Origin of the sequence: Micromonospora sp. GCM10011541, from assembly GCF_042650725.1 — a bacterium.
Classification (GTDB): domain Bacteria; phylum Actinomycetota; class Actinomycetes; order Mycobacteriales; family Micromonosporaceae; genus Micromonospora; species Micromonospora sicca.
Genome location: NZ_JBHSBP010000026.1, coordinates 1 through 19704, shown reverse-complemented (window position 1 = coordinate 19704; position 19704 = coordinate 1). Strand labels below are relative to the sequence as shown.

Sequence of the window (19704 nt, the reverse complement as noted above, 5' to 3'; positions counted from 1 at the left end):
AGAGAGCATGAAGACCAAGCTGCGCCACTGGGTGGCCGTGATCGCCGCCGTGACCCTGCTCGGTGCCGCCGAGGGTGTGGCCAACCGGGCGCTGGACATCGACCCGGCTGCCCCGCCCGCCCCTGCCCAGGTGGTCGAGCTGGTGCAGGTGGCCGAGGAGCCGGCGGTACGTGCCCCGATCGAGGGGCTGCCCGAGTGCCCCACCGAGGACAGCGAGGGCCCGTGCAACTGGTACGGGGGGAGCAACGGGGAGGGGCTGCGGTTCGCCGCCCTGCCCGAGACCGGGGAGCCGGTGCCCGCTGACATGGCCGAGTTCCTCGCCGAGGAGCCGGGCCAGGGCGACCGTGATTGGTCGGTGTGCACCTGGTACGTGGGCGACACGAGCTGGATCGTCTGCCCTGACGGGTACTCGCTGTCATCCTGACCCAGCTTGACCGCACACAGCATCACATGTAGAGTGAACCTGACACCGAACGAGGGGACCACGGAAGACATGACCACCACCACCACCACCACCCGCACCCGCACCCGCAGCGCCGAGCGCAAGCAGTTCCTGACCGACGTGCTGATCACCGCCGTGGAGCACTGCGGCTACGGCTTCTTCACCTCGAAGGAGTGGGAGCCCGACGCGGACGAGCCGTACGCGGTGATCCAGTGGCACGACGGCGAGGAGTGGCTGGAGCAGCGCATCGACCTGGACACCATCAGCAAGGGGTTGGGCGTGATCCGCCGGGCCGTCATGCGGGAGACCGAGCGCGACGGCGAGGTGCTGCACAACAGCAAGACGGGGGAGCGGATGTACCTGCACCCCGAGCAGCGCAAGAACATCATGCTGGCCGACCGCACCAACTACGACGAGGGCGACCTGGACGTGGTCGATGCCCTGGCTGTGCTGGAGTGCGCGCTGTTCGGACGGGTGGAGTACGCCTGACCGGGAGCTGACGGTGCTGGCCAGGTTCGCCTGGCCGGTGCCACCTCCTCCCGGAGGGATGCAAGTAACGTACGCACCACCGACAAGGGAGAGACAGTGGCGACCTTCGTGATCCTCCAGCCGAACAGCAACACCAACCCCACCGGCAAGTACCGGGTGGTCGAGTTCGACGACTGGCTGGAGTCGGGCAACCTGTTCTACGGCTACACCCCGCACGACAGCTACGAGGCGGCCAAGCAGGACGCCGACGCCCGCAACCGCGCCGCGCTCATGCCGAGCGCCTGACCAACTGAGAGACGAGAGGGGTACGAGATGACCGACGGGATGTCGCTGTGAGTGAGAACCTGCTGGACAACGAGACTCCCGGCGAGCTGGTCCTGGCGCTGGACGACGGCGGGCAGGTGGAGCTGCGCCGCATCCGTGGTGCGGGGCGGTGGCCTGGTGCGGGGCGGTTCACGATGACCGTGACCGGCTCGGAGGTGGTCAAGGTGAAGCTCGCCCGGACCGACCTGCTGACCATCGTGGCGCACGTCGCCAAGCTGCTGGCCGAGGACGAGGTGCGCGGGTAGTAGTGCCGAGGGATGGGGGGCTTCGGCCCCCTCCCCTTGACCCTGATGTGAACCTGTGAGCGAGAGGACGTGATCGCGTGGGCCAGGCCCTCGTGCAGACGAAGTACTACACCTTCAGCCAGAACAACTCGGGCGGCTGGTTCGCCTACGACTTCTTCGCCGGCATCGGCCAGAAGGTGATCGTCGAGGCGATCGACCGGGACCACGCCGTCGCTCGGGCCAAGCAGATCGGCCTGTACTTCGACGGGCGGGGCGACTGCGTCGGGTGCTGCGGCTACCGCTGGTCGGAGCCGTGGGACGAGGACGGTACCGCCGGCCCCGAGATCTACGGGGAGACGATCGAGGAGTACCTCGACGGGGGCTGGGCCTACGGCCCGAGCGGCGAGGGTGAGAAGCAGGTGTTCGTACACCTGACCACGGGGCAAATCCTCGCCTACTGACCGACCCGAGTGTGATCCTGACAGCAGAGCAACGAGGAGGAACCACCAAGTGAGTGAGAACTGCACCGCCTGCGCCGGCACCGGCAAGGCCACGCCGAAGAAGTACACCATCACCCAGTCCGCGTACCTGACCGCGCTGGCCAAGCTGGGCCGGATCGGTAGCCCGGCCACGCGGGAGGACATCCGCCTGACCAACGTCGAGTACAGCAACTTCCGCAAGCTGACCTACTGGGAGCTGATCGAGGAGGTCCAGCCCGGCAAGTGGGCGCTGACCCAGCTCGGCAAGGACTTCATCGAGGGTCGGGTGCGCGTGCCTCGTCATGCGTACGCGCTGGCCGGCAACGTGGTCCGGTTCGACGGGGAGCTGGTCGCCAACCCGCGTGCCCGGCTGCGGCTGGTCGCCTGATGAGGGCGCGACCGGGCGACAAGGTGGTGGTGACCGGGGACCAGGCGTGCCTGGAGCACGACCTCGAACCCGGCACCGTCGGCACCGTCGAGAGGCAGGGCTACCGGCCCGACGTGTGGCTGGTCAACTCGCCCAGCGGGGACGGGTTGCGTGCCGCGCATGAGGACGACATGCGCCCGCTTGAGGGGGTGCCCCAGCCGGCCCCGTTCCGAGCGTTCGGGGTCAGCTTCGTGCCCGACCCGAGCGTGCCCGAGGGGCAGGCGGTGGTCATGTCCGAGGGTGCGACCCGGGAGACCAGCTCGACGGGTGCCAGCAAGGACAGCAAGCTGGCCCGGTTCGACATGATCCCGACCTACCCGCTGCGCCTGCTGGCCGAGCGATACGGGGCTGGAGCGCAGAAGTATCCCGCCGTCAACGGCCTGGACAACTGGCGCAACGGCTACGCCTGGTCGTTGAGCTACGCCGCCATGCAGCGCCACCTGACCGCGTTCTGGGGTGGCGAGGACATCGACCCGGACTCGGGCCAGCAACACCTCGCCGCCGTGGCATGGCACGCCTTCGTGCTCATGGAGTGGAGCCGCCACCCCGACCTGGTGGAGAAGTTCGACGACCGTCAAGACCCGAGGAGTGGTGCCCAGTGAGGTACGACGAGGCCCTGCGCCTGTGGGGCAAGGGCAAGATCGAGGACGACGAGGGCAGGTACGGCAAGCGCCCGGACATCGACCCCGCCTCGGTGGTGGTGAGCATGGACTTCAACGCCGGCTACGCCTGCTGCGGTGGGTCCGACCCCGACTGTTACTGCTCGTACGCCGAGAGCCCGTCGGCCACCGTCAAGATCTCGGGGGAGAGCCGCGACCTGCGGCACTACAGCACGGAGATCGACGCCGACAGCTTCGACTTCGCCTCGGTGCTCGGGGAGATCCTGGACGTGGGTGGGGGCGTGATCGACAAGTAGTTCCCGGGTTGCGTGTGAACCTGTAACCCTGTACGATGAGAACCTGACAGCAAGTACGACGAGAGGGGCAACACCAGTGGGGACCAGCACTCAGACCCAGGCCGCCATCACCGGCATCGACGACCTCGTCGCCCTGCCCGTGGGCGTCAAGATCCAGGACCGCGACGGTGACGTGTTCACCAAGACCGACGCCGACACCTACACCTCCGTACTCTACGAGTTCCCGACCACCTACCTGATCGACTACCTGCCGGCCGTGGTGCTGGCCGAGCCGATCGAGTTCGAGGTGGGCGACGAGGTGCGGGTCAACACCCCGGAGTTCGTCGGGGGGCGCATCCTGCCCGGTGACCTCGCCGAGGTGGTCGACAAGAGCGAGTGGTTCGTGGACGTGCGCTTCGCCGACGGCCTGACCGTCCCGTTCAAGCGGGCCGAGCTGGACCTGGTGCGCCGGGACATCGAGTCCGCCCGCAAGCTCAGCGACGGGATCATCGACCGCATCATCGCCTCGTTCCGCAACCTGCTCGACCGGGCCCCGACCGCCACCAAGGACCCGGGCCAGGTGGTCCCGACCGCCGAGTCGGTGCTGATCACCTCGCTCGCCATGCTGGCCGCCCTGCCCGATGGCAGCGTGGTCGCGGCCACCATCCCGACCAAGTCGGCGACCCGATACAAGGACAGCGGCAACTGGCGAGCGATGGGCGAGGAGGGCACGTTCAACTACACCACCGCCAAGCTGGCCGAGGCCGGCAAGCTGCGGCTCGTCTACAACCCGAACACGGAGGTGGCGCAGCCGTGAGCCCCGAGAACTACGACCTGCCCGACGACTGCATCACCGTCGAGCTGTCCGACCTGTCCGCCGAGGAAGTGGAGGGCGCGCTGGTCGAGCACTGGAACCGGGCGACGCAGGACCAGCCCTGGTACGCCCACTACGCCTACTCCGAGTGGAGCACGCACAAGGGGGTCGAGGAGGTCGAGGGCCTGGGCAACGTCGAGGTGGTCGAGATCGAGACCGGCGTCCGCTGCGACGACGACGCCCGCCTGGTGTTCCGCGTGGCCAGCAAGGGCGGCGAGGTGGTCCGTCACTTCGCGGTCGACGGGGTGGCCTGCGTCGAGGTGGGGCCCTACTGGGGCGGCCTGCTGTACGAGGTGGTCCCGGAGGAAGTCCTGGTCACTCGTTACGAGCCACTGTGATCCTGTGAGCCAGCCACACCACGGAGAGGAGGTCGCATGCGGATCACACCGCGACGCGAGGAGGTCAAGGTGATCGTCGACCTCCTGGAGAGCGACCAGTTCGACAGCGCGGAGGCGATGGCCAAGGCACTGATCAAGGAGGTCGCCGAGCTGATGGACATGCGTGACTGGGTCGCCCTGACCCACCGCTTCGGCGAGCAGGACCGGGTCGGCATCAACTGGGGCCCGTTCGCCTCCGACAGCGAGGCCACCAAGTACGCCAGCAAGATCGGCATCAACGGCAAGTTCACCGCCGTCAAGCTCTATAGCCCCGGCCTGCTCCTGGCCAACGCCACCCAGGCCAAGCGACCGACCAAGGACTTCTGCACCAACCCGTTCTGCATGCACGCCGGCTCCCTGCACAGCGCCGTCGGCAACGGCCGAGGCAAGTGCGTCCTGGAGCTGTGTCCCTGCGAGAAGTTCGCCACCAAGTGAGGAGGAACCGCCACCCATGAGCAGCAAGCACACCGTCGACCACATCTGGTGCCCCGACTGCCAGAAGCGCGGCTTCGAGAGCCAGCACCTGGCTTCCAAGGCCCTCGGCAAGGCCCAGACCAAGCGCAACCGGCTCGCCGACAAGGCCGGCACCCGGCGCGGCATGAACCGAGAGAACCGCTTCTACAACGACTGCCCCAACGGCCTGTTCCACCTGACCGGCATGAGCCGGCGCTTCGTTACCAACGAGAGGCAGTACCAGTGACCGACATCAACTTCCGCAACGACATCACGATCCAGCTCGACGATTGGATGGGCGACGACGCCAAGGTCATCCGCATGGCCAAGGCCAGCATCAAGAAGACCGGCGGCGACATGGAAGAGGCCGCCCGCATGGGGTTCATCAACTTCCTGATGCGCGAGAGGCATGGCGTCCCGTTCGAGCACTGCGCCATCACCTTCTACTTCGAGCTGCCCATCTTCGTCATGCGCCAGCTCGCCAAGCACCGCATCAGCTCGATCAGCGAGGCATCCGGCCGGTACACCGAGCTGGCCCCGGAGTTCTACCTGGCCCAGGCGGGTCGACCGATGGTGCAGGTTGGCAAGGCCGGCGCGTACCAGTTCGAGCGCGGCACCTACCAGCAGTTCCAGGGCTACCGCTTCGCCACCGAGGCGACGAGCAAGCGGGCGTGGGCGTACTACCGGGACCTGCTCGCCGAGGGCGTGGCGCGAGAGCTGGCCCGCTCCGTACTGCCGGTGAACATCTACACCTCCGGCTACGTGACGGTGAACCTGCGCTCGCTGATGAACCTGCTCTCCCTGCGCACGGCCGAGGAGCACGCCGTCATCCAGGGTCACCCGCAGTACGAGATCGAGCTGATGGCCCAGGAGATGGAGCGGATCTTCGCCGCCCGGTTCCCGCTGACCCACGCCGCCTTCGACCGCAACGGGAGGGTCGCCCCTTGAGCTGGATCAACCCCGTCGACTGGGCCAGCGCCCAGCCCTGCACCCTCGCCGGCCACGACGACTGCCACTACTGGGGGCTGACCCTCGGGCAGTGCATGAAGTACCACGGCAGGCTGTCCGCCTACTACCGACAGCGCGCTCAGGCCCTGCGAGTCAAGGCCGAGAAGGTGCGGGTGTCCAGCGAGAAGTGGCTGCTGTTCGCCTTCGGCCTGGCCGTCGGCAACTGCCTGCTCCAGCTCGCCCTGGCGGTGGCCAAGTGAAGCGCCTGCTCCAGCTCCTGCTCGCCGCCGCCACTGCCGGCAGCCTGATCGCCCTGTCTCAGATCCTCGCTCTGATCATCGTCCTGGAGGTACATCAGTGATCGACACCGCCCACCCCGAAGACATCCTCGTCGTTGGCTGGCTCAAGCAGGCCGAGCAGTACCCGCAGTTCCGTGGCCGCCAGGTCGTCAGCACGAACAGCACCCAGATCCTGCATGGCCGGCGCATCCGGCGGGCCTACCTCGCCCCGGGCTGCGGCAACACCCCGCACGGGGAGGAGTTCTTCGCCGTCCTGCGGGCCCACGTCCACACTCGCGGCACCAGCATGCGGTCGGCCCGGGACTTCGAGGCCGACTACCTGGAGGACGAGCTGGCCGAGCTGTTTGCCGCCGAGGAGAGTGTGAACCTGTGAGCGAACTCAAGGACATCGCCGGCCACACCATCGAGCCGGGCGACACGATCGTCTACCCGCAGATGTCCGGCCGGTCCGTGCAGATGGTGCTCGGCACCCTGCGCTCCTACAACGGCAAGACCGCACAGATCGACCGCACCGAGGGCTCCCGGTGGAGCGCCGGCTACCAGCGCACCCGGTACCGGGACAAGCGGACCGGCAAGGGCATCGACCCGTACGCCAGCGACAAGCACTGGGAGGTGCGGGCGCACCACCTCTACACCCACAAGGAGACCGGCGAGGTGATCTCCGAGGAGGAACTGGAGCGCCGCCACCCGTACAAGATCGAGTGGGGCTACACCTACTCCCGGCAGCTCAGCGCCGACACGCTGGCCCGCCGGCAGTACGAGCGGAAGTACGTGCCCGGCGTGCTCAAGGACTACGTCGAGGAGTACCGCAACGCCCCGGCCCCGGTGACCATCCAGAACGTCAAGAACATCGTGAAGGTGGTGCCCAGTGGCGCGTAGCTCGTACGTGTACGTGGTCCTCAACGACGAGGGACTGCCGTCCGCCGGGTTCACCGTCAAGCGCGAGCTGGTGTCGTACCTGCGACGCCTCGGCCCGGACGTGGACCTGGTGCCGGCCGTCATCCGGCTGCCCGATGGCCGCGAACGGGAGCAGGCGACCGAGCTGAACATCAAGGAGCTGGTGTCCGAGTGAGCGTGACCCGACTGGCCTGCGGGCCTCGACCCTGCGAGACCCCGAAGCGGACCCGCTGGCGGCTTCTCGGCCTGCTCTGGGCCTGCCCCTGGTGCGGCACCGTCTTCAAGCTGACGGAGATCCACTCCTTCGGTGAGGGAGTCCGCACCTGGCAGAAGACCGACCTGGTATCCCGATGACATGTGAACCTGTGAGCGAAGGAGAGAGAGTAGTGCGACCCGAGTTCCGTGCCTGGCCCAAGACCCCCCGACTGTTCCGCGACATGGTCATCACCGAGAAGATCGACGGCACCAACGCCTGCGTCATCGTGCAGGCCGGCGACCCGGCCGAGGGCGACCCGAAGTGGGCTGCCGGCGTCACCGTGGGGGACCAGTTCTTCCACGTCGGTGCCCAGTCCCGCAACCGGGTCATCACCCCGGAGAAGGACAACGCCGGCTTCGCCCGGTGGGTCCAGGTCAACGCCCAGGCCCTGGCCGAGGCGCTCGGTCCCGGCTACCACTTCGGCGAGTGGTGGGGGTCCGGCATCCAGCGTGCCTACGGCCTGACCCACGGGGAGAAGCGGTTCTCCCTGTTCAACGTCCACCGCTACCGCGACCTGGTGCTGGACGAGGACGGCGTCGAGAAGATCCCCGGCGTCAACGTGGTGCCGACCCTGTACATCGGCCCGTTCACCACGCCGATCGTCCGTCAGACCCTGCTCGACCTCATGCAGGCCGGCTCGGCTGCCGCGCCCGGCTACGACAACCCCGAGGGGCTGGTCGTCTACCACTCGGCCAGCTCCCAGGTCTACAAGGTGCTGATCGAGAACGACACCCTACCCAAGAGCCAGGTGGTCCAGCTCGACGAGGCCAGGCGTGCCCGAGCCCAGCGCAAGATGGCCGCCGACCTGTCGATCGGCCGGGCGTACCTCGGGGACGTGGCGTGACCGCCGAACAGCGCGAGGCATGGATCGAGCGCCAGGTAGCCCTGGCCCCGACGCCCACGCTGGAGCGGTGGATGGCTGCCAACGCCGCCCTCGGCATCCACGTAAAGATCAAGAGCAACCAGTCATGAAGAAGCCCCGTCTCCCTCAATCACGAGGGGGGCGGGGCTTTTTTTTTGCTCAGCGCCAGACCGGCTCGATCAGGTCCGGGTTGAATCGAAGCGGGTGAATGTCTTTTTTCTTCCTTTCGTCCCATACCTTCTCGATCGGGTGGATGATCACCGCCTGGAGGTAGTGCGAGAGGAAGGCCCGGCGCTCGGCGTTCGTGCGCTCATCCCAGGTGCCACGCACATCCACGCGAGTGTTCAGCGACGGCCCCCCGAGGAGCAGGGCATCGGACTGCTCCTCCTCCAGCTCCTCCTTCTCGGCGGTCAGGTCCGCACGGATCTTGAAGTAGTCGGCCGACGGGAGCAGCTTCCCCTTCCAGGCGTCGTAGGCTTCGGCGAGCAGCTCCTCGATCTCGTTGATCCGGTCCGCGTGGGGGTCGGGCGACGGCTCCTCCTCGATCTCGGGCACGACGCCCCCGCGCTTGTCATGCACCTCGAACACGGTGTCGCGGATCAGATCGTCGAGCGGGTCCATCGCCCGGCTGTTCCTGCCGCAGCCGCGAGCCGTCGCCCCGAGGCACTGGTAGAAGCGGGTGATCCTGGGCAGCCCGTTCCTCCCCTTCGACTTCGTCTCCACGCCCACCATGCGCGGGGTGTGCGCGCACCTGCCGCACAGCACGAGTCCGCTCAGCAGGTGCTTGGCGCGTGCCTCGCCTGCCGGGGTGTCCTTCGGGGCGTGCCCCTCCCCGATGGTGGCGCGCAGCTTCTCCCAGTCGTCACGACTGACGATCGGCTCCCACTTCCCCTTGACCTCGGTGCCGTCCGCCTTCTTCACGATCTGCCACACCTGGCGGATGCGGCCATCGGGCAGGTTGATGGTCTCCAGCTTGCCGCGCCACCCGCAGATCCGGGGGTTGCGCATCATCGAGTGGAACGGTGCCCAGGTCCACGGGTTGCCTCGCGGCGTGAGGATGCCCCGCTTGAGCCAGTCGGCCATGACGGCGCTCGGGGTCACGCCGGCCAGCATGCTGGCGACCGCGTCCTTGATGTGCTCGCTCTCGACCGGGTCCAGGGTCCGCTTGTCTTCCGTCCAGCCGAAGGGGCGGCGACCGCCTGCCGGCTCACCGGCCTCGGCCCGCGCCAGGTGCTCACGGGCGACCCGGCGTGCGGTGTCCGCGCTCGACTTGTTGGCCATCGCCACCAGCACCCGGGCCATCGCTCGGCCGCTGTCGGTGAGCAGGTCGAGGGAGCCGGTCACACCCATGAACAGCTTGCCCATGTACTCGGCCAGCTCGATGGCGTCTTCGAGGTCGCGGTTGTCGCGGGCCAGCCGGTCGATGTCGTAGGTGACCACGGCCTGGGCGACGTTCGCGCGGAGGTCGGCGAGCTGCCGATCCCAGACCGGGCGCACGACCCGCCACACGTAGTAGCGGAAGCCGTCCGACGCGGTCTTCACCAGCCGCTTCTTCTTGAAGGCTCCGGTATCGTTCTCCTCGTAGATCACGATGGTGGCTGCACCACGGGACAGCGCGTAGTAGATGCTGTCCTTCGCCTGCCGGCGGACGCCCTTGCCCTCCTCCTCCTTGTCATCGGAGATGCGAAGGTAGATGGCGACGACCTTGCCCTTGAGCGACTGCATGTGGTCGGGGAGTGAGGCGACGCCCAACTGGCGGCGCGCTTCGTCGCCGTCCATCCTGATGCCGTCGAGCGGCTGGCCGGGGGTGTCGAGGAGGAGCGCCAGGTTGATCATGTTGACGATCGTAAACCCCAGGGTCATGTTTCCGCAATGCTGTGCGAGTACAACGACCACATGATCCGCAACCTGACCGTGCACGAGGCGATGCCCGGTCACTTCCTCCAGCTCGCCCACGCCCGCCGGTACGCCGGCCCCACCCGGGTCCGCGCGCTGACCGAGTCCGGCGTGTTCGTCGAGGGCTGGGCGGTCTACACCGAGGAGCTGATGGCCGGCCTCGGTTTCGGCGGGCTGCCGGTGCGGTTGCAGCAGCTCAAGATGCAGCTGCGGATGACCATCAACGCGCTGCTCGACCAGCTCGTGCACGGCGAGGACCTGCCCGAGTCGGAGGCGATGGCGCTGATGACCGGGCGCGGCTTCCAGGAGGAGGGCGAGGCGGCCGGCAAGTGGCGCCGGGCGCTGCTGACCTCCACCCAGCTCTCCACGTACTTCGTCGGCTACAGCGAGATGGCCGACATCGCCCGGTCCCGGCCGGACGGGGTGTCGGTGCGCGAGTGGCACGACGCGATGCTGGCGCACGACTGCCCGCCGCCCCGGCACCTGCGCACCCTGCTGGGCGTCTGAGCCGGCGGACCACCCGCGGCGCTGCCCTCCCTGGCCTCGGCCTGCGGCCCCGGACGCCGCGCGGGCTCAGCGCCGCGCGGCGGTCACCGCCGCGTCGATCAGCCAGCGGGAGATCGAGTACGCCGGTGGCAGCTCCGCCGGCAGCGAGTCCACCGGGAACCAGCGCGCCTGCGTCAGCTCCCGCCCGTCGACCACCGGCTCGGCCGTGGGGTCGGCGGCGGTGGCGGTGAAGCCGGCGAGCAGCGTCCCCGGCCCGGACATCGCCCAGGGCTGGCTGCCGAAGTAGGTGACCCTGCCGACGGCCAGCCCGACCTCCTCGGCCACTTCCCGGTGCACCGCCGCCTCCAGCGACTCGCCCGCCTCCAGGTAGCCGGCGACCAGCGCCCACAGCTCCGCCGGGCCGTACGCGTGCCGGACGAGCAGCAGCTCGTCGGCGCCGCCGGCCGGGCCGGGGCGGGTGATCGCGGTGAGCACCGCGGCGGAGAGCCCCATCGGGACGTACAACTCGCAGCCGGGGCAGCGGCGGGCCGTCTCGCCGGGCACGTCGGCCAGCTCCTCCCGGCAGGCGCCGCACCAGCGGTGGGTGCGCCGCCAGGTGAGCACCGCCAGCGCCCGACCGGCGAGCGTGGCGAGCGGTTCGGGCAGCTCGGCGGCGAGCGCGCGCCAGCTGCGCCAGCGCCCCCCGTCGTGCTGTCCCGGGCGCCCCAGGCGCGTACCCCGTCGAGCGTGCCCAGCGGCACCCAGCGGGTCTCCGGCGGCAGGTCGGCGACCCGGGGGAAGCCGCCGTCCGGTGCGGTCAACAGCCGGCGGCCGGCCACTGGCAGGGCCAGGTCGTCGGGGGCGGGCGGGACGGTGGCGTCCGATCCCGGCAGGAAGCGTGCGCGGACCGGCTGGGGGATCGACATCCGTACGAGGGTAGTCGTGGCGATGGGGACCGGTCGGCAACGACCGGTCGGGGGCCTTTCCCTTCGCCCGCAGCGCGTTTCGGTGAACCGGCCGTTCCCGGCCGAGGGCCGACCTAGCATCGGGTGAAGTCGACCTCCCCCTGCCGGCCTGCGGCGAGACTGCGCGCGCGGCTCGGTCGTCCGCACCCCACTTTTGTGACCAGGAAGGTAGCGGCATGAGTTTCGTCACGACCAGGGACGGCACGGACATCTACTACAAGGACTGGGGCGAGGGTCCGGTCGTCACCTTCTCCCACGGCTGGCCCCTCAGCGCGGACGCCTGGGACGGGCAGATGCTCTTCCTGGCGCAGAACGGCTTCCGGGTGGTCGCCCACGACCGTCGCGGCCACGGCCGGTCCAGCCAGTCCGGCACCCGAAACGACATGGACGGGTACGCCGACGACCTCGCCGCGGTCATCGAGGCGCTCGACCTGCGGGACGCGACGCTGATCGGCCACTCGACCGGCGGCGGCGAGGTGGCCCGCTACATCGGCCGGCACGGCACCGGCCGGGTCGCCAAGGCGGTGCTCATCTCCGCCGTACCGCCGATCATGGTGCAGACCCCGGACAACCCGGAGGGCCTCCCGATCAGCGTGTTCGACGAACTGCGCGCGAACCTGGTCAAGGACCGGTCGCAGTTCTACCAGGACCTGGCGCAGATGTTCTACGGCGCCAACCGGCCCGGGGCGAAGGTCTCGAAGGGGATCCTCGACCAGTTCTGGCTGTGGAGCATGCAGGCCGGGCTGTGGAACGCGTACGAGAGCATCAAGGCGTTCTCGGAGACGGACTTCCGGGACGACCTCGCCAAGTTCGACGTCCCCACGCTCGTGCTGCACGGCGAGGACGATCAGATCGTCCCGGTGAAGGACTCGGCGCGGAAGACCGCCCAGCTCGTCCGGAACGCGCAGGACATCTACTACCCGGGCGCGCCGCACGGCATCACTTCGACCCATCAGGATCAGGTCAACAAGGATCTGCTCGCGTTCCTCCGCAGCTGAACGCGTCCCGGCCCGACGACGTGCGGATCCGGCCGCGGGCCCCGGCGCCGGCCGCCCCGGACGGTCGGGTGACGACGTTCGAGATCTTCTTCGATCTGGTGTTCGTCTTCGCGCTCACGCGGATCATGGCGTTGATCGGGCAGCCGCCGACCCCGGTGGCCATGGCGCAGGGCCTGCTCCTGCTGGTGCTGCTCTGGTTCGCCTGGTCGTCGTACGCCTGGTTGGGCAACCAGACGCGGGCCGACGTCGGTCTGGTCCGTGCGGGGATCCTGGTCGCCATGGCGGCGCTCTTCGTCGCCGCGCTGGTCATGCCCCGCGCCTGGTCGTCCGGGCCGGGCCTGGACGGGCCCCTGCTCCTCGTCCTGGCCTACGTGCTGCTCCGCGCGGTCTACCTGCTGCTGTACCACTGGGTTGCGGGCGGCGTCCCCGGACTGCGCGCGCGGATCCGTTTCTTCGCGATGGTCAGCGCCCTCGGCTGGGTGCCGCTCCTGCTCGGCGCGCTGCTGGCCGGGGCCGCCCATGCCGTGCTGTGGGTGGCGGCGTTCGTGATCGAGCTCGGCGGGCAGCGTCTGTCGTACGCGTGGCGCGGCGTCTGGCCGTTGCGCAGCCCGAGCCACTTCGCCGAACGGCACGGACTCGTCCTGATCATCGCGCTCGGCGAGTCGCTGGTCGCGGCGGGGGCCGGGGCAGGGTCGGCGGTGATCGCGCCGCCGGTCCTCGGCGTGGCGCTGGTCGGCCTGGCCGTGACGGTCTGCCTGTGGTGGCTGTACTTCGACGACACCGCGCCTGCGGCGGCGCGCGCTCTCGCCGCGGCGAGCGGGGACCGGCGGGCCCGGATGGCCGCGGACGCCTACAGCGTCACCCACCTGCTGCTGATCATGGGGGTCATCTACGTCGCGCTCGGCATCGAGCAGGTGCTCGCGCACGTCGCCGAGCAGGACGGCGGTGGCCGCCGTTCCGGCGGTGGCACGCTGAGCTGGTCGGCCTCCGTCGCCCTGTACGGCGGCGCCACGGTCTACCTGGCCGGTCGGCTGCTGTTCCGCCGGCTCACCGAGCAGGCGGTCCAGCCGGCGCAGGTCGCGGCCGCCGTGGCGGCGTTGCTCCTGCTGCCGCTCGGCCGGGCGCTGCCGCCGCCGGCGGCGCTCGGCGTGCTCGCGGCGCTTCTCGTCGCCGCGGCGGTCGGTGAACGGCTGGCCCGCGCCCGTTGAGGCCACCGCGTCGGACGCGCTGGCGCCGGCCGCCGGCGGGGCCGGACCGGAACGCCCGTCAGGGGCGGGAGGCGCCGGTCCGGTCAGGACGCCGCGCGGCGGCGGTCCACCACGCCGGCCCCGGGCGGCACGTCGAAGGTGGTCGGGTCGACGGTCTCGGTGTAGCCGGTCAGCGCCACCTCCGCCGGCTTGCCGTCCAGGGTGCCGGTGAAGCTGCCCAGCACCCCCTCGGTGGTGACGCAGGCGTCGAACCGGTCACCGGAGCGGGTGACGTCGACGCAGGTGGCGTGGTGTCCGGCGAGCGTGGTGTCGCTCTGCTCGATGGTCGCCGCCGGGTCGAGGGCGGCCTCGGTGAGCAGTCTGATCACGGCGGGCGGGGTGACCAGGCCGAGCCTGCCGGCCTCCGTGTAGACGGCGACCGACGGCTTCCCGGCGGTCAGCACCGGCGGCAGCAGGGTGCACGAGGTGCGGCCGGCGGTCGTCGCGCACCGGGTGAACGCCTCCTGGGTCACCGTGATCTTGCCGGCCGGCCAGGTGTACGCCGACCGGAGCGGATCCTCCGTCTGGGCGATCGAGGCGGTCTTCCCGCCGGGGAGCTGGTAGTCGGCGGCCCAGGTCTGCTCGAGCGCCCGGTCCATCCGGGCGGCCAGGTCGTTGACCAGGTCGGCCCGGCCGAGGGCCTGTCCGGCGTCGTCGAGCGCCTGACACCCGGTGACCGTCAGCGACGCGATGACCGAGGCGGCGAGCACGCGGAGGGTGGTCGAGGCGGCGGGCATGGCGCCCAGCCTTGTCGATCGAGGCGACCTCTCGCAAACCCGTTGCCGGTTGACGCCCGAGAATCCGGGAATGTCCGTGTCACCCTTCGTCGGGCGTGCGATTCGCGTGCGGGTCCGTACGTCCGTCGCTCACCGGGTGGAGACGTGCGACCGGGCGTCGCCCGATACGCTGCGTGCAACACCTGCCTCAGCCGCACCGTCGCGGCCCATACCGGACCGGAACACACAAACGAGGAGCGACTCAGTGGCAACCATCGAGGGAATCGTCGCCCGGGAGATCCTGGACTCGCGGGGCAACCCGACGGTCGAGGTCGAGGTCGGGCTCGACGACGGCACGATCGCCCGCGCCGCCGTGCCCTCCGGCGCCTCCACCGGCGCCTTCGAGGCGATCGAGCTGCGCGACGGTGACGCGGACCGCTACCAGGGCAAGGGCGTCGAGAAGGCCGTCTCGAACATCGAGGACAGGATCGTCGACCAGCTCATCGGGTACGAGGCCAGCGAGCAGCGGCTGATCGACCAGAAGATGCTCGACCTCGACGGCACGGACAACAAGGCCGAGCTGGGCGCCAACGCCATCCTCGGCGTCTCGCTGGCGATCGCGAAGGCCGCCGCGGGCAGCGCCGAGCTGAGCCTGTTCCGCTACCTGGGCGGCCCGAACGCGCACCTGCTGCCCGTGCCGATGATGAACATCCTCAACGGCGGCGCGCACGCGGACTCCAACGTCGACATCCAGGAGTTCATGATCGCGCCGATCGGCGCGCCGAGCTTCCGGGAGGCGCTGCGCTCCGGCGCCGAGGTCTACCACGCGCTGAAGTCGGTGCTGAAGAAGAAGGACCTGTCGACCGGTCTCGGCGACGAGGGCGGCTTCGCCCCGAACCTGCCCACCAACGCCGCCGCGCTGGACCTGATCGCCGAGGCGGTGGAGAAGGCCGGCTACCGGCTGGGCACCGACATCGTCTTCGCCCTGGACGTGGCCGCCACCGAGTTCTTCGACAACGGCACGTACACCTTCGAGGGCAGCGCGAAGACCGCCGAGGAGATGAGCAACTACTACACCAAGCTCATCGGCGACTACCCGATCGTCTCCATCGAGGACCCGCTGTCCGAGGACGACTGGAGCGGCTGGGCGACCCTGACCGCGGCGGTCGGCGACCGGATCCAGATCGTCGGCGATGACCTCTTCGTCACCAACCCGCAGCGGATCGCCCGCGGCATCACCGAGAAGGCCGCCAACGCGGTGCTGGTGAAGGTCAACCAGATCGGCTCGCTGACCGAGACCCTGGACGCGGTGGACCTGGCCCACCGGGCCGGCTTCAAGTGCATGATGAGTCACCGCTCCGGCGAGACCGAGGACACCACCATCGCCGACCTGGCGGTGGCCACCGGCTGCGGCCAGATCAAGACCGGCGCGCCGGCCCGCTCCGACCGGGTCGCGAAGTACAACCAGCTCCTGCGCATCGAGGAGGAGCTGGCCGACGCGGCGCGGTACGCCGGTGCGGGCGCGTTCCCGCGTTACCGTTCGGCCTGAGCGCGTAGCTCCGGGGGAGGGGTGTGACGATGCAGCAGCGCCGCACACCGGGTGGCCAGCGTCCCGCCCGTCGGCCGGGTCAGGCCGGCCGGACGGGCGGGCCTCGGGCCCGGTCGTCGGTCCGCGAGGGTGGCGTCCGCGCCGAGCCGCGCGGCGCCGCCGGCCGGTCGCCCGGCACGGCCCGGGGCGCGGAGGGCGTACGCTCCGCGAACCGGCCCGCCGCCGCCCGGCGGACGGCTGCCGGCGGCACCGTCAAGCGGCTCTCCGCACCCCACCCCCGGCGCTTCACCGGGCGCGCCACCGTGCTGTTCGCGGTGTTGATCGCGCTCGCCCTGGCGTACACCTATCCGGTCCGGGTGTACCTGGACCAGCAGCGCGACATCGAGCGGATGGAGGCGTCCCAGGCCGATCAGCGCCGGCGGATCGAAGACCTCACCGCCGAGGCGGCCAAGTGGCAGGACCCGGCGTACATCGAGACGCAGGCCCGGGAGCGGTTCTTCATGGGCAAGCCGGGGGAGACGCTGCTCGTGGTGCTCTCCGACCCGGAGGGCGCCGCCAAGGACGCCGGCAAGGGCGCGAAGCCGGGGCCGCCGAAGGCGCCGGACCCCTGGTACGACACGCTGTGGTCGAGCGTGCAGGCGGCCAACGCCGAGCGCCCCGACAAGTGAGCACCACCTGAGCACCGAACGAGAGATGGGCACCGTGACTGTCGTACCACCGCAGGACCCGGCGGCGGGTTCCGTACCCCCGCCGGAGCGCCAGCCGGCCACCGAGGCCGACCTGGCCGCGGTGGCCGCGCAGCTCGGACGCCCGCCCCGGGGCACCCGGGCGGTGGCCCACCGCTGCCCCTGCGGCCTGCCCGACGTGGTGGAGACGACGCCCCGGCTGGCCGACGGCACGCCCTTCCCGACCCTGTTCTACCTGACCTGCCCGCGGGCGACCGCGGCGTGCAGCCGGCTGGAGTCGGCCGGGCTGATGAAGGAGATGGCCGACCGGCTGGGCACCGACCCGGAGCTGGCCGCCCGCTACCGGGCGGCGCACGAGGACTACCTCACCCGTCGGGAGGCGATCGGCGAGGTGCCGGAGATCGCCGGCATCTCGGCCGGCGGCATGCCCGGCCGGGTGAAGTGCCTGCACGTGCACCTGGGGCACGCGCTCGGCGCCGGGCCGGGGGTCAACCCGTTCGGGGACGAGACCCTCGCGCTGGTGGAGAAGTGGTGGGCCGCCGGCCCGTGCGTGGATGTCCCGGCGGGCGAGTGAGCATGCCGGTCTCCGACGAGATCGTGGTGCGCCGCGCCCGCACCGGCGACGTGCGGGGCATCCGGCGGCTGGTCGACACCTACACCGACGACCGGCGGCTGCTCAGCAAGGCAACCGTCACGCTCTACGAGGACGTGCAGGAGTTCCGGGTCGCGGTGGCGCCCGACGGCACGGTGGTCGGCTGCGGCGCGCTGCACGTGATGTGGGAGGACCTGGCCGAGATCCGCACGGTGGCGGTCGACCCGGCCTGCCGGGGCCGGAAGCTCGGCCACCGGATCGTCGGCGAGCTGATCGACTCCGCCCGGGAGCTGGGCGTGGCCCGGATCTTCGTGCTCACCTTCGAGACCAGCTTCTTCGGCTCGTTCGGCTTCCGGGAGATCGACGGCGCGCCGGTGCCGCAGCCGGTCTACGAGCAGCTGCTGCGCTCGTACGACGAGGGCGTCGCCGAGTTCCTGGACCTGGAACGGGTCAAACCGAACACCCTCGGCAACACCCGCATGCTGCTGCGCCTCTGACGGCCGGCCCGACTCCGGACCGGGCGCGACGGCGCCGTGGTGCTGCACCGGCTGACGCCGCTCGGCGGGCACCTGCTGGGCGGGGTCCGGGGACGTCGAGTCCGGCAGCGACCTGCCCGACGAGTGACGCCCCTCCCGGGAGGCGGAACCCGTCGTCGGGATCGGGGCTGCGCCCGTGACCGTGGCGCCCGGGCCGTAGGGTTGCTGCCGTGACGACGCGTGTGGCCGCCATCGACTGCGGGACCAACTCGATCCGACTGCTGGTCGCCGACCTGCCCGCCCCGTCGGCCGGCCCGCAGGCGCCGCTGGTCGACGTGACCCGCCGGATGGAGATCGTCCGGCTCGGCCAGGGCGTCGACAGGACGGGCCGGCTCGCCCCCGAGGCCATCGAGCGCACCCGGGTCGCGCTGGCGTCCTACGCCGCCCAGATCGAGAAGCTGGGCGCCGAGCGGGTCCGGATGTGCGCCACCTCGGCGACCCGCGACGCGGCCAACGCCGCCGACTTCCGGGCGATGGTCGAGCAGACCCTCGGCGTCGAGCCCGAGGTGGTGACCGGCGACGAGGAGGCCCGGCTCTCGTTCACCGGCGCGGTGCGCGGCCTGCCCGCCGACGCCGAGCAGCCGTACCTGGTGGTCGACATCGGCGGCGGTTCCACCGAGTTCGTGGTCGGCACCCGCGAGGGCGGCGTCGAAGCCGCCGTCTCGATGGACATCGGCTGTGTCCGGATGACCGAGCGGCACCTGCACGGCGACCCGCCGACCCTGGACGAGATCGCCGCAGCCCAGGCCGACATCGTGGTCGCGGTGGACCGGGCGCTGGCGGTGGTGCCGGGCCGCGAGGCCGCCACGCTGGTCGGGCTCGCCGGGTCGGTCACCACCGTGGTCGCCGTCGCCCAGGGCCTGACCGAGTACGACCCGGCGCGCATCCACCACGCCCGGGTGTCGTACGAGCAGGTCGCCGACGTCACCGCCGACCTGCTGGCGAAGACCCGGGAGCAGCGGCTCGCCATCCCGGTGATGCACCCGGGCCGGGCCGACGTGATCGGCGCGGGGGCGTTGGTGCTCCGCGTGATCATGGAGCGGGCCGGCATGCCGTCGGTGGTCGCCTCCGAGCACGACATCCTCGACGGCATCTGCTACAGCATTCTGTAGCAGGGTCGGCCCCTGCGCGGTCTGCTAGCCGGGTTCGCCCTCAAGGTCGCTGCGACGCTTCGCAGCCCAAGCCCTGACGTCCGCCGCCCGCCACACTCGGCCGACGGTCAGGTGGGCGATCGGGTCGGGGAAGTCTGCGCGTGCAGCGAGCGTGTTGGCTCGCTGCCTGGACACACCGAGGAAGGCCGCTATCTCGGCCATGGCCATAACGTCCTCGGTCATCGGTGCCGACCATCCGACCGAGGTTCTTTACGACACGTCAACCTACCCACACCGGCAAAGGCCAGGTCGGCCTGGACCACTACCAGGTCCGCGGCTGGACCGGCTGGCACCGGCACGTCACCCTGGTCGTGCTCGCCCTGGCCGTCCTGACCATCCTCGCCGCGCAGCAGCCCGACCCCGACCCCGACCCCGACCCCGAGATCATCGCGTTGAGCATCGCCGAGATCCGCCGACTCCTCAACGCCTTCGTTTGGTCTTCATCCCGCAAGGTGCCCTGTGCTTCTTCGCACACGCGACTCAGCTTTCGAATTGGCCAAGAAAAGGAACCTGGAATGGAGGGTGGCAGCACCGGGGGCCGCGTTAGTGCGCTCGCGCACGCCCTTGCGCCGCGCGTTGTCCCGTTGCGGGATCGTCAATCGGTCCGGGTGCGGAGGCTCCGCGCCAGGGTGGGGA

The 19704-nt window shown here is 70.3% G+C and carries 30 protein-coding genes and 2 pseudogenes; 29 read left to right on the top strand and 3 right to left on the bottom strand.

Features of this window, described 5'->3' with window-relative positions; all coding sequences use genetic code 11:
* The first annotated feature begins 7 nt into the window (after positions 1 to 7).
* The 20 genes from ACFOYX_RS10770 (at position 8) to ACFOYX_RS10675 (ending at position 8356) form a co-directional block, all read left to right on the top strand.
* Complete coding sequence (locus tag ACFOYX_RS10770) at positions 8 to 424, top strand: hypothetical protein (RefSeq protein WP_377533922.1); 417 nt, start codon at positions 8 to 10, stop codon at positions 422 to 424.
* A gap of 69 nt (positions 425 to 493) precedes the next feature.
* Positions 494 to 931 (top strand): hypothetical protein, encoded by a 438-nt coding sequence (locus ACFOYX_RS10765; protein ID WP_377533921.1) that lies wholly within the window; start codon positions 494 to 496, stop codon positions 929 to 931.
* 96 nt (positions 932 to 1027) lie between these two features.
* Positions 1028 to 1216 carry a hypothetical protein gene (locus ACFOYX_RS10760; RefSeq protein WP_377533920.1) on the top strand — a complete coding sequence of 63 codons (189 nt, stop codon included), beginning with the start codon at positions 1028 to 1030 and terminating at the stop codon, positions 1214 to 1216.
* 47 nt (positions 1217 to 1263) lie between these two features.
* Entirely contained in the window at positions 1264 to 1500 is a 237-nt protein-coding gene (locus tag ACFOYX_RS10755; RefSeq protein WP_377533919.1) for a hypothetical protein, read from the top strand.
* Between the two features lie 77 nt (positions 1501 to 1577).
* Positions 1578 to 1940 (top strand): hypothetical protein, encoded by a 363-nt coding sequence (locus tag ACFOYX_RS10750; protein ID WP_377533918.1) that lies wholly within the window; start codon positions 1578 to 1580, stop codon positions 1938 to 1940.
* A 49-nt stretch (positions 1941 to 1989) separates the two neighbouring features.
* On the top strand, positions 1990 to 2346 hold the full coding sequence (locus ACFOYX_RS10745) for a hypothetical protein (protein WP_377533917.1): 357 nt from the start codon (positions 1990 to 1992) through the stop codon (positions 2344 to 2346).
* Entirely contained in the window at positions 2346 to 2987 is a 642-nt protein-coding gene (locus tag ACFOYX_RS10740) for a dATP/dGTP diphosphohydrolase domain-containing protein (RefSeq protein ID WP_377533916.1), read from the top strand. Before ACFOYX_RS10745 ends, ACFOYX_RS10740 begins: the two co-directional genes overlap by 1 nt.
* A complete protein-coding gene (locus ACFOYX_RS10735) occupies positions 2984 to 3301 on the top strand; it encodes a hypothetical protein (protein ID WP_377533915.1) in 318 nt (105 codons plus the stop codon). The genes ACFOYX_RS10740 and ACFOYX_RS10735 overlap by 4 nt, the downstream gene beginning before the upstream one ends.
* A gap of 76 nt (positions 3302 to 3377) precedes the next feature.
* Positions 3378 to 4097, top strand: coding sequence for a hypothetical protein (locus tag ACFOYX_RS10730; protein WP_377533914.1), 720 nt, complete (start codon positions 3378 to 3380; stop codon positions 4095 to 4097).
* Positions 4094 to 4492 (top strand): hypothetical protein, encoded by a 399-nt coding sequence (locus ACFOYX_RS10725; RefSeq protein WP_377533913.1) that lies wholly within the window; start codon positions 4094 to 4096, stop codon positions 4490 to 4492. The genes ACFOYX_RS10730 and ACFOYX_RS10725 overlap by 4 nt, the downstream gene beginning before the upstream one ends.
* 36 nt (positions 4493 to 4528) lie before the next feature.
* Positions 4529 to 4966: a hypothetical protein gene (locus ACFOYX_RS10720; RefSeq protein WP_377533912.1), complete on the top strand. Its 438-nt coding sequence runs from the start codon at positions 4529 to 4531 to the stop codon at positions 4964 to 4966.
* A gap of 16 nt (positions 4967 to 4982) precedes the next feature.
* Positions 4983 to 5231: a hypothetical protein gene (locus ACFOYX_RS10715; protein ID WP_377533911.1), complete on the top strand. Its 249-nt coding sequence runs from the start codon at positions 4983 to 4985 to the stop codon at positions 5229 to 5231.
* On the top strand, positions 5228 to 5932 hold the full coding sequence (gene thyX / locus ACFOYX_RS10710) for an FAD-dependent thymidylate synthase (protein WP_377533910.1): 705 nt from the start codon (positions 5228 to 5230) through the stop codon (positions 5930 to 5932). Before ACFOYX_RS10715 ends, thyX begins: the two co-directional genes overlap by 4 nt.
* Positions 5929 to 6192 (top strand): hypothetical protein, encoded by a 264-nt coding sequence (locus tag ACFOYX_RS10705; protein ID WP_377533909.1) that lies wholly within the window; start codon positions 5929 to 5931, stop codon positions 6190 to 6192. Before thyX ends, ACFOYX_RS10705 begins: the two co-directional genes overlap by 4 nt.
* Before the next feature lie 97 nt (positions 6193 to 6289).
* Positions 6290 to 6604, top strand: a complete 315-nt coding sequence (locus ACFOYX_RS10700) for a hypothetical protein (RefSeq protein ID WP_377533908.1) — start codon at positions 6290 to 6292, stop codon at positions 6602 to 6604.
* The gene (locus ACFOYX_RS10695) at positions 6601 to 7110 is read left to right on the top strand and encodes a hypothetical protein (protein WP_377533907.1); all 510 of its coding nucleotides are present in this window, start codon (positions 6601 to 6603) and stop codon (positions 7108 to 7110) included. The genes ACFOYX_RS10700 and ACFOYX_RS10695 overlap by 4 nt, the downstream gene beginning before the upstream one ends.
* Positions 7100 to 7303, top strand: coding sequence for a hypothetical protein (locus ACFOYX_RS10690; RefSeq protein WP_377533906.1), 204 nt, complete (start codon positions 7100 to 7102; stop codon positions 7301 to 7303). Before ACFOYX_RS10695 ends, ACFOYX_RS10690 begins: the two co-directional genes overlap by 11 nt.
* Entirely contained in the window at positions 7300 to 7482 is a 183-nt protein-coding gene (locus ACFOYX_RS10685) for a hypothetical protein (RefSeq protein ID WP_377533905.1), read from the top strand. Before ACFOYX_RS10690 ends, ACFOYX_RS10685 begins: the two co-directional genes overlap by 4 nt.
* A 32-nt stretch (positions 7483 to 7514) precedes the next feature.
* Positions 7515 to 8228: an RNA ligase family protein gene (locus ACFOYX_RS10680; RefSeq protein WP_377533904.1), complete on the top strand. Its 714-nt coding sequence runs from the start codon at positions 7515 to 7517 to the stop codon at positions 8226 to 8228.
* The gene (locus tag ACFOYX_RS10675; protein WP_377533903.1) at positions 8225 to 8356 is read left to right on the top strand and encodes a hypothetical protein; all 132 of its coding nucleotides are present in this window, start codon (positions 8225 to 8227) and stop codon (positions 8354 to 8356) included. Before ACFOYX_RS10680 ends, ACFOYX_RS10675 begins: the two co-directional genes overlap by 4 nt.
* Before the next feature lie 49 nt (positions 8357 to 8405).
* Here the strand turns inward: ACFOYX_RS10675 and ACFOYX_RS10670 are convergent, their stop codons facing one another.
* Positions 8406 to 9971 carry a recombinase family protein gene (locus ACFOYX_RS10670; protein WP_377533985.1) on the bottom strand — a complete coding sequence of 522 codons (1566 nt, stop codon included), beginning with the start codon at positions 9969 to 9971 and terminating at the stop codon, positions 8406 to 8408.
* Between the two features lie 153 nt (positions 9972 to 10124).
* On the opposite strand from ACFOYX_RS10670, the pseudogene ACFOYX_RS10665 reads away from it, so the two are divergent.
* Positions 10125 to 10649, top strand: a pseudogene (locus ACFOYX_RS10665) (DUF885 family protein); the annotation flags it as partial.
* Positions 10650 to 10715: 66 nt separating this feature from the next.
* Here ACFOYX_RS10665 and ACFOYX_RS10660 read toward each other — a convergent pair.
* On the bottom strand, positions 10716 to 11252 hold the full coding sequence (locus tag ACFOYX_RS10660) for an NUDIX domain-containing protein (RefSeq protein WP_322440681.1): 537 nt from the start codon (positions 11250 to 11252) through the stop codon (positions 10716 to 10718).
* Positions 11253 to 11769: 517 nt separating this feature from the next.
* Here ACFOYX_RS10660 and ACFOYX_RS10655 point away from each other — a divergent pair.
* The gene (locus tag ACFOYX_RS10655) at positions 11770 to 12591 is read left to right on the top strand and encodes an alpha/beta hydrolase (RefSeq protein ID WP_322440680.1); all 822 of its coding nucleotides are present in this window, start codon (positions 11770 to 11772) and stop codon (positions 12589 to 12591) included.
* A gap of 68 nt (positions 12592 to 12659) precedes the next feature.
* A complete protein-coding gene (locus ACFOYX_RS10650; protein WP_322440679.1) occupies positions 12660 to 13799 on the top strand; it encodes a low temperature requirement protein A in 1140 nt (379 codons plus the stop codon).
* A gap of 83 nt (positions 13800 to 13882) precedes the next feature.
* Here ACFOYX_RS10650 and ACFOYX_RS10645 read toward each other — a convergent pair whose 3' ends face one another.
* On the bottom strand, positions 13883 to 14575 hold the full coding sequence (locus ACFOYX_RS10645; protein WP_322440678.1) for a hypothetical protein: 693 nt from the start codon (positions 14573 to 14575) through the stop codon (positions 13883 to 13885).
* Positions 14576 to 14819: 244 nt separating this feature from the next.
* On the opposite strand from ACFOYX_RS10645, the gene eno reads away from it, so the two are divergent.
* The 6 genes and pseudogenes from eno to ACFOYX_RS10615 all read left to right on the top strand — a co-directional run.
* Positions 14820 to 16103, top strand: coding sequence for a phosphopyruvate hydratase (eno, locus tag ACFOYX_RS10640; RefSeq protein WP_322440677.1), 1284 nt, complete (start codon positions 14820 to 14822; stop codon positions 16101 to 16103).
* A gap of 29 nt (positions 16104 to 16132) precedes the next feature.
* Entirely contained in the window at positions 16133 to 16771 is a 639-nt protein-coding gene (locus ACFOYX_RS10635; protein WP_322440676.1) for a septum formation initiator family protein, read from the top strand.
* Positions 16772 to 16805: 34 nt separating this feature from the next.
* Positions 16806 to 17363, top strand: coding sequence for a DUF501 domain-containing protein (locus tag ACFOYX_RS10630; protein WP_322440675.1), 558 nt, complete (start codon positions 16806 to 16808; stop codon positions 17361 to 17363).
* 2 nt (positions 17364 to 17365) lie between these two features.
* Positions 17366 to 17878, top strand: coding sequence for an amino-acid N-acetyltransferase (locus ACFOYX_RS10625; protein WP_322440674.1), 513 nt, complete (start codon positions 17366 to 17368; stop codon positions 17876 to 17878).
* Between the two features lie 221 nt (positions 17879 to 18099).
* On the top strand, positions 18100 to 19029 hold the full coding sequence (locus tag ACFOYX_RS10620; RefSeq protein WP_322440726.1) for a Ppx/GppA phosphatase family protein: 930 nt from the start codon (positions 18100 to 18102) through the stop codon (positions 19027 to 19029).
* A gap of 224 nt (positions 19030 to 19253) precedes the next feature.
* A pseudogene (locus ACFOYX_RS10615) lies at positions 19254 to 19704 on the top strand (hypothetical protein); the annotation flags it as partial.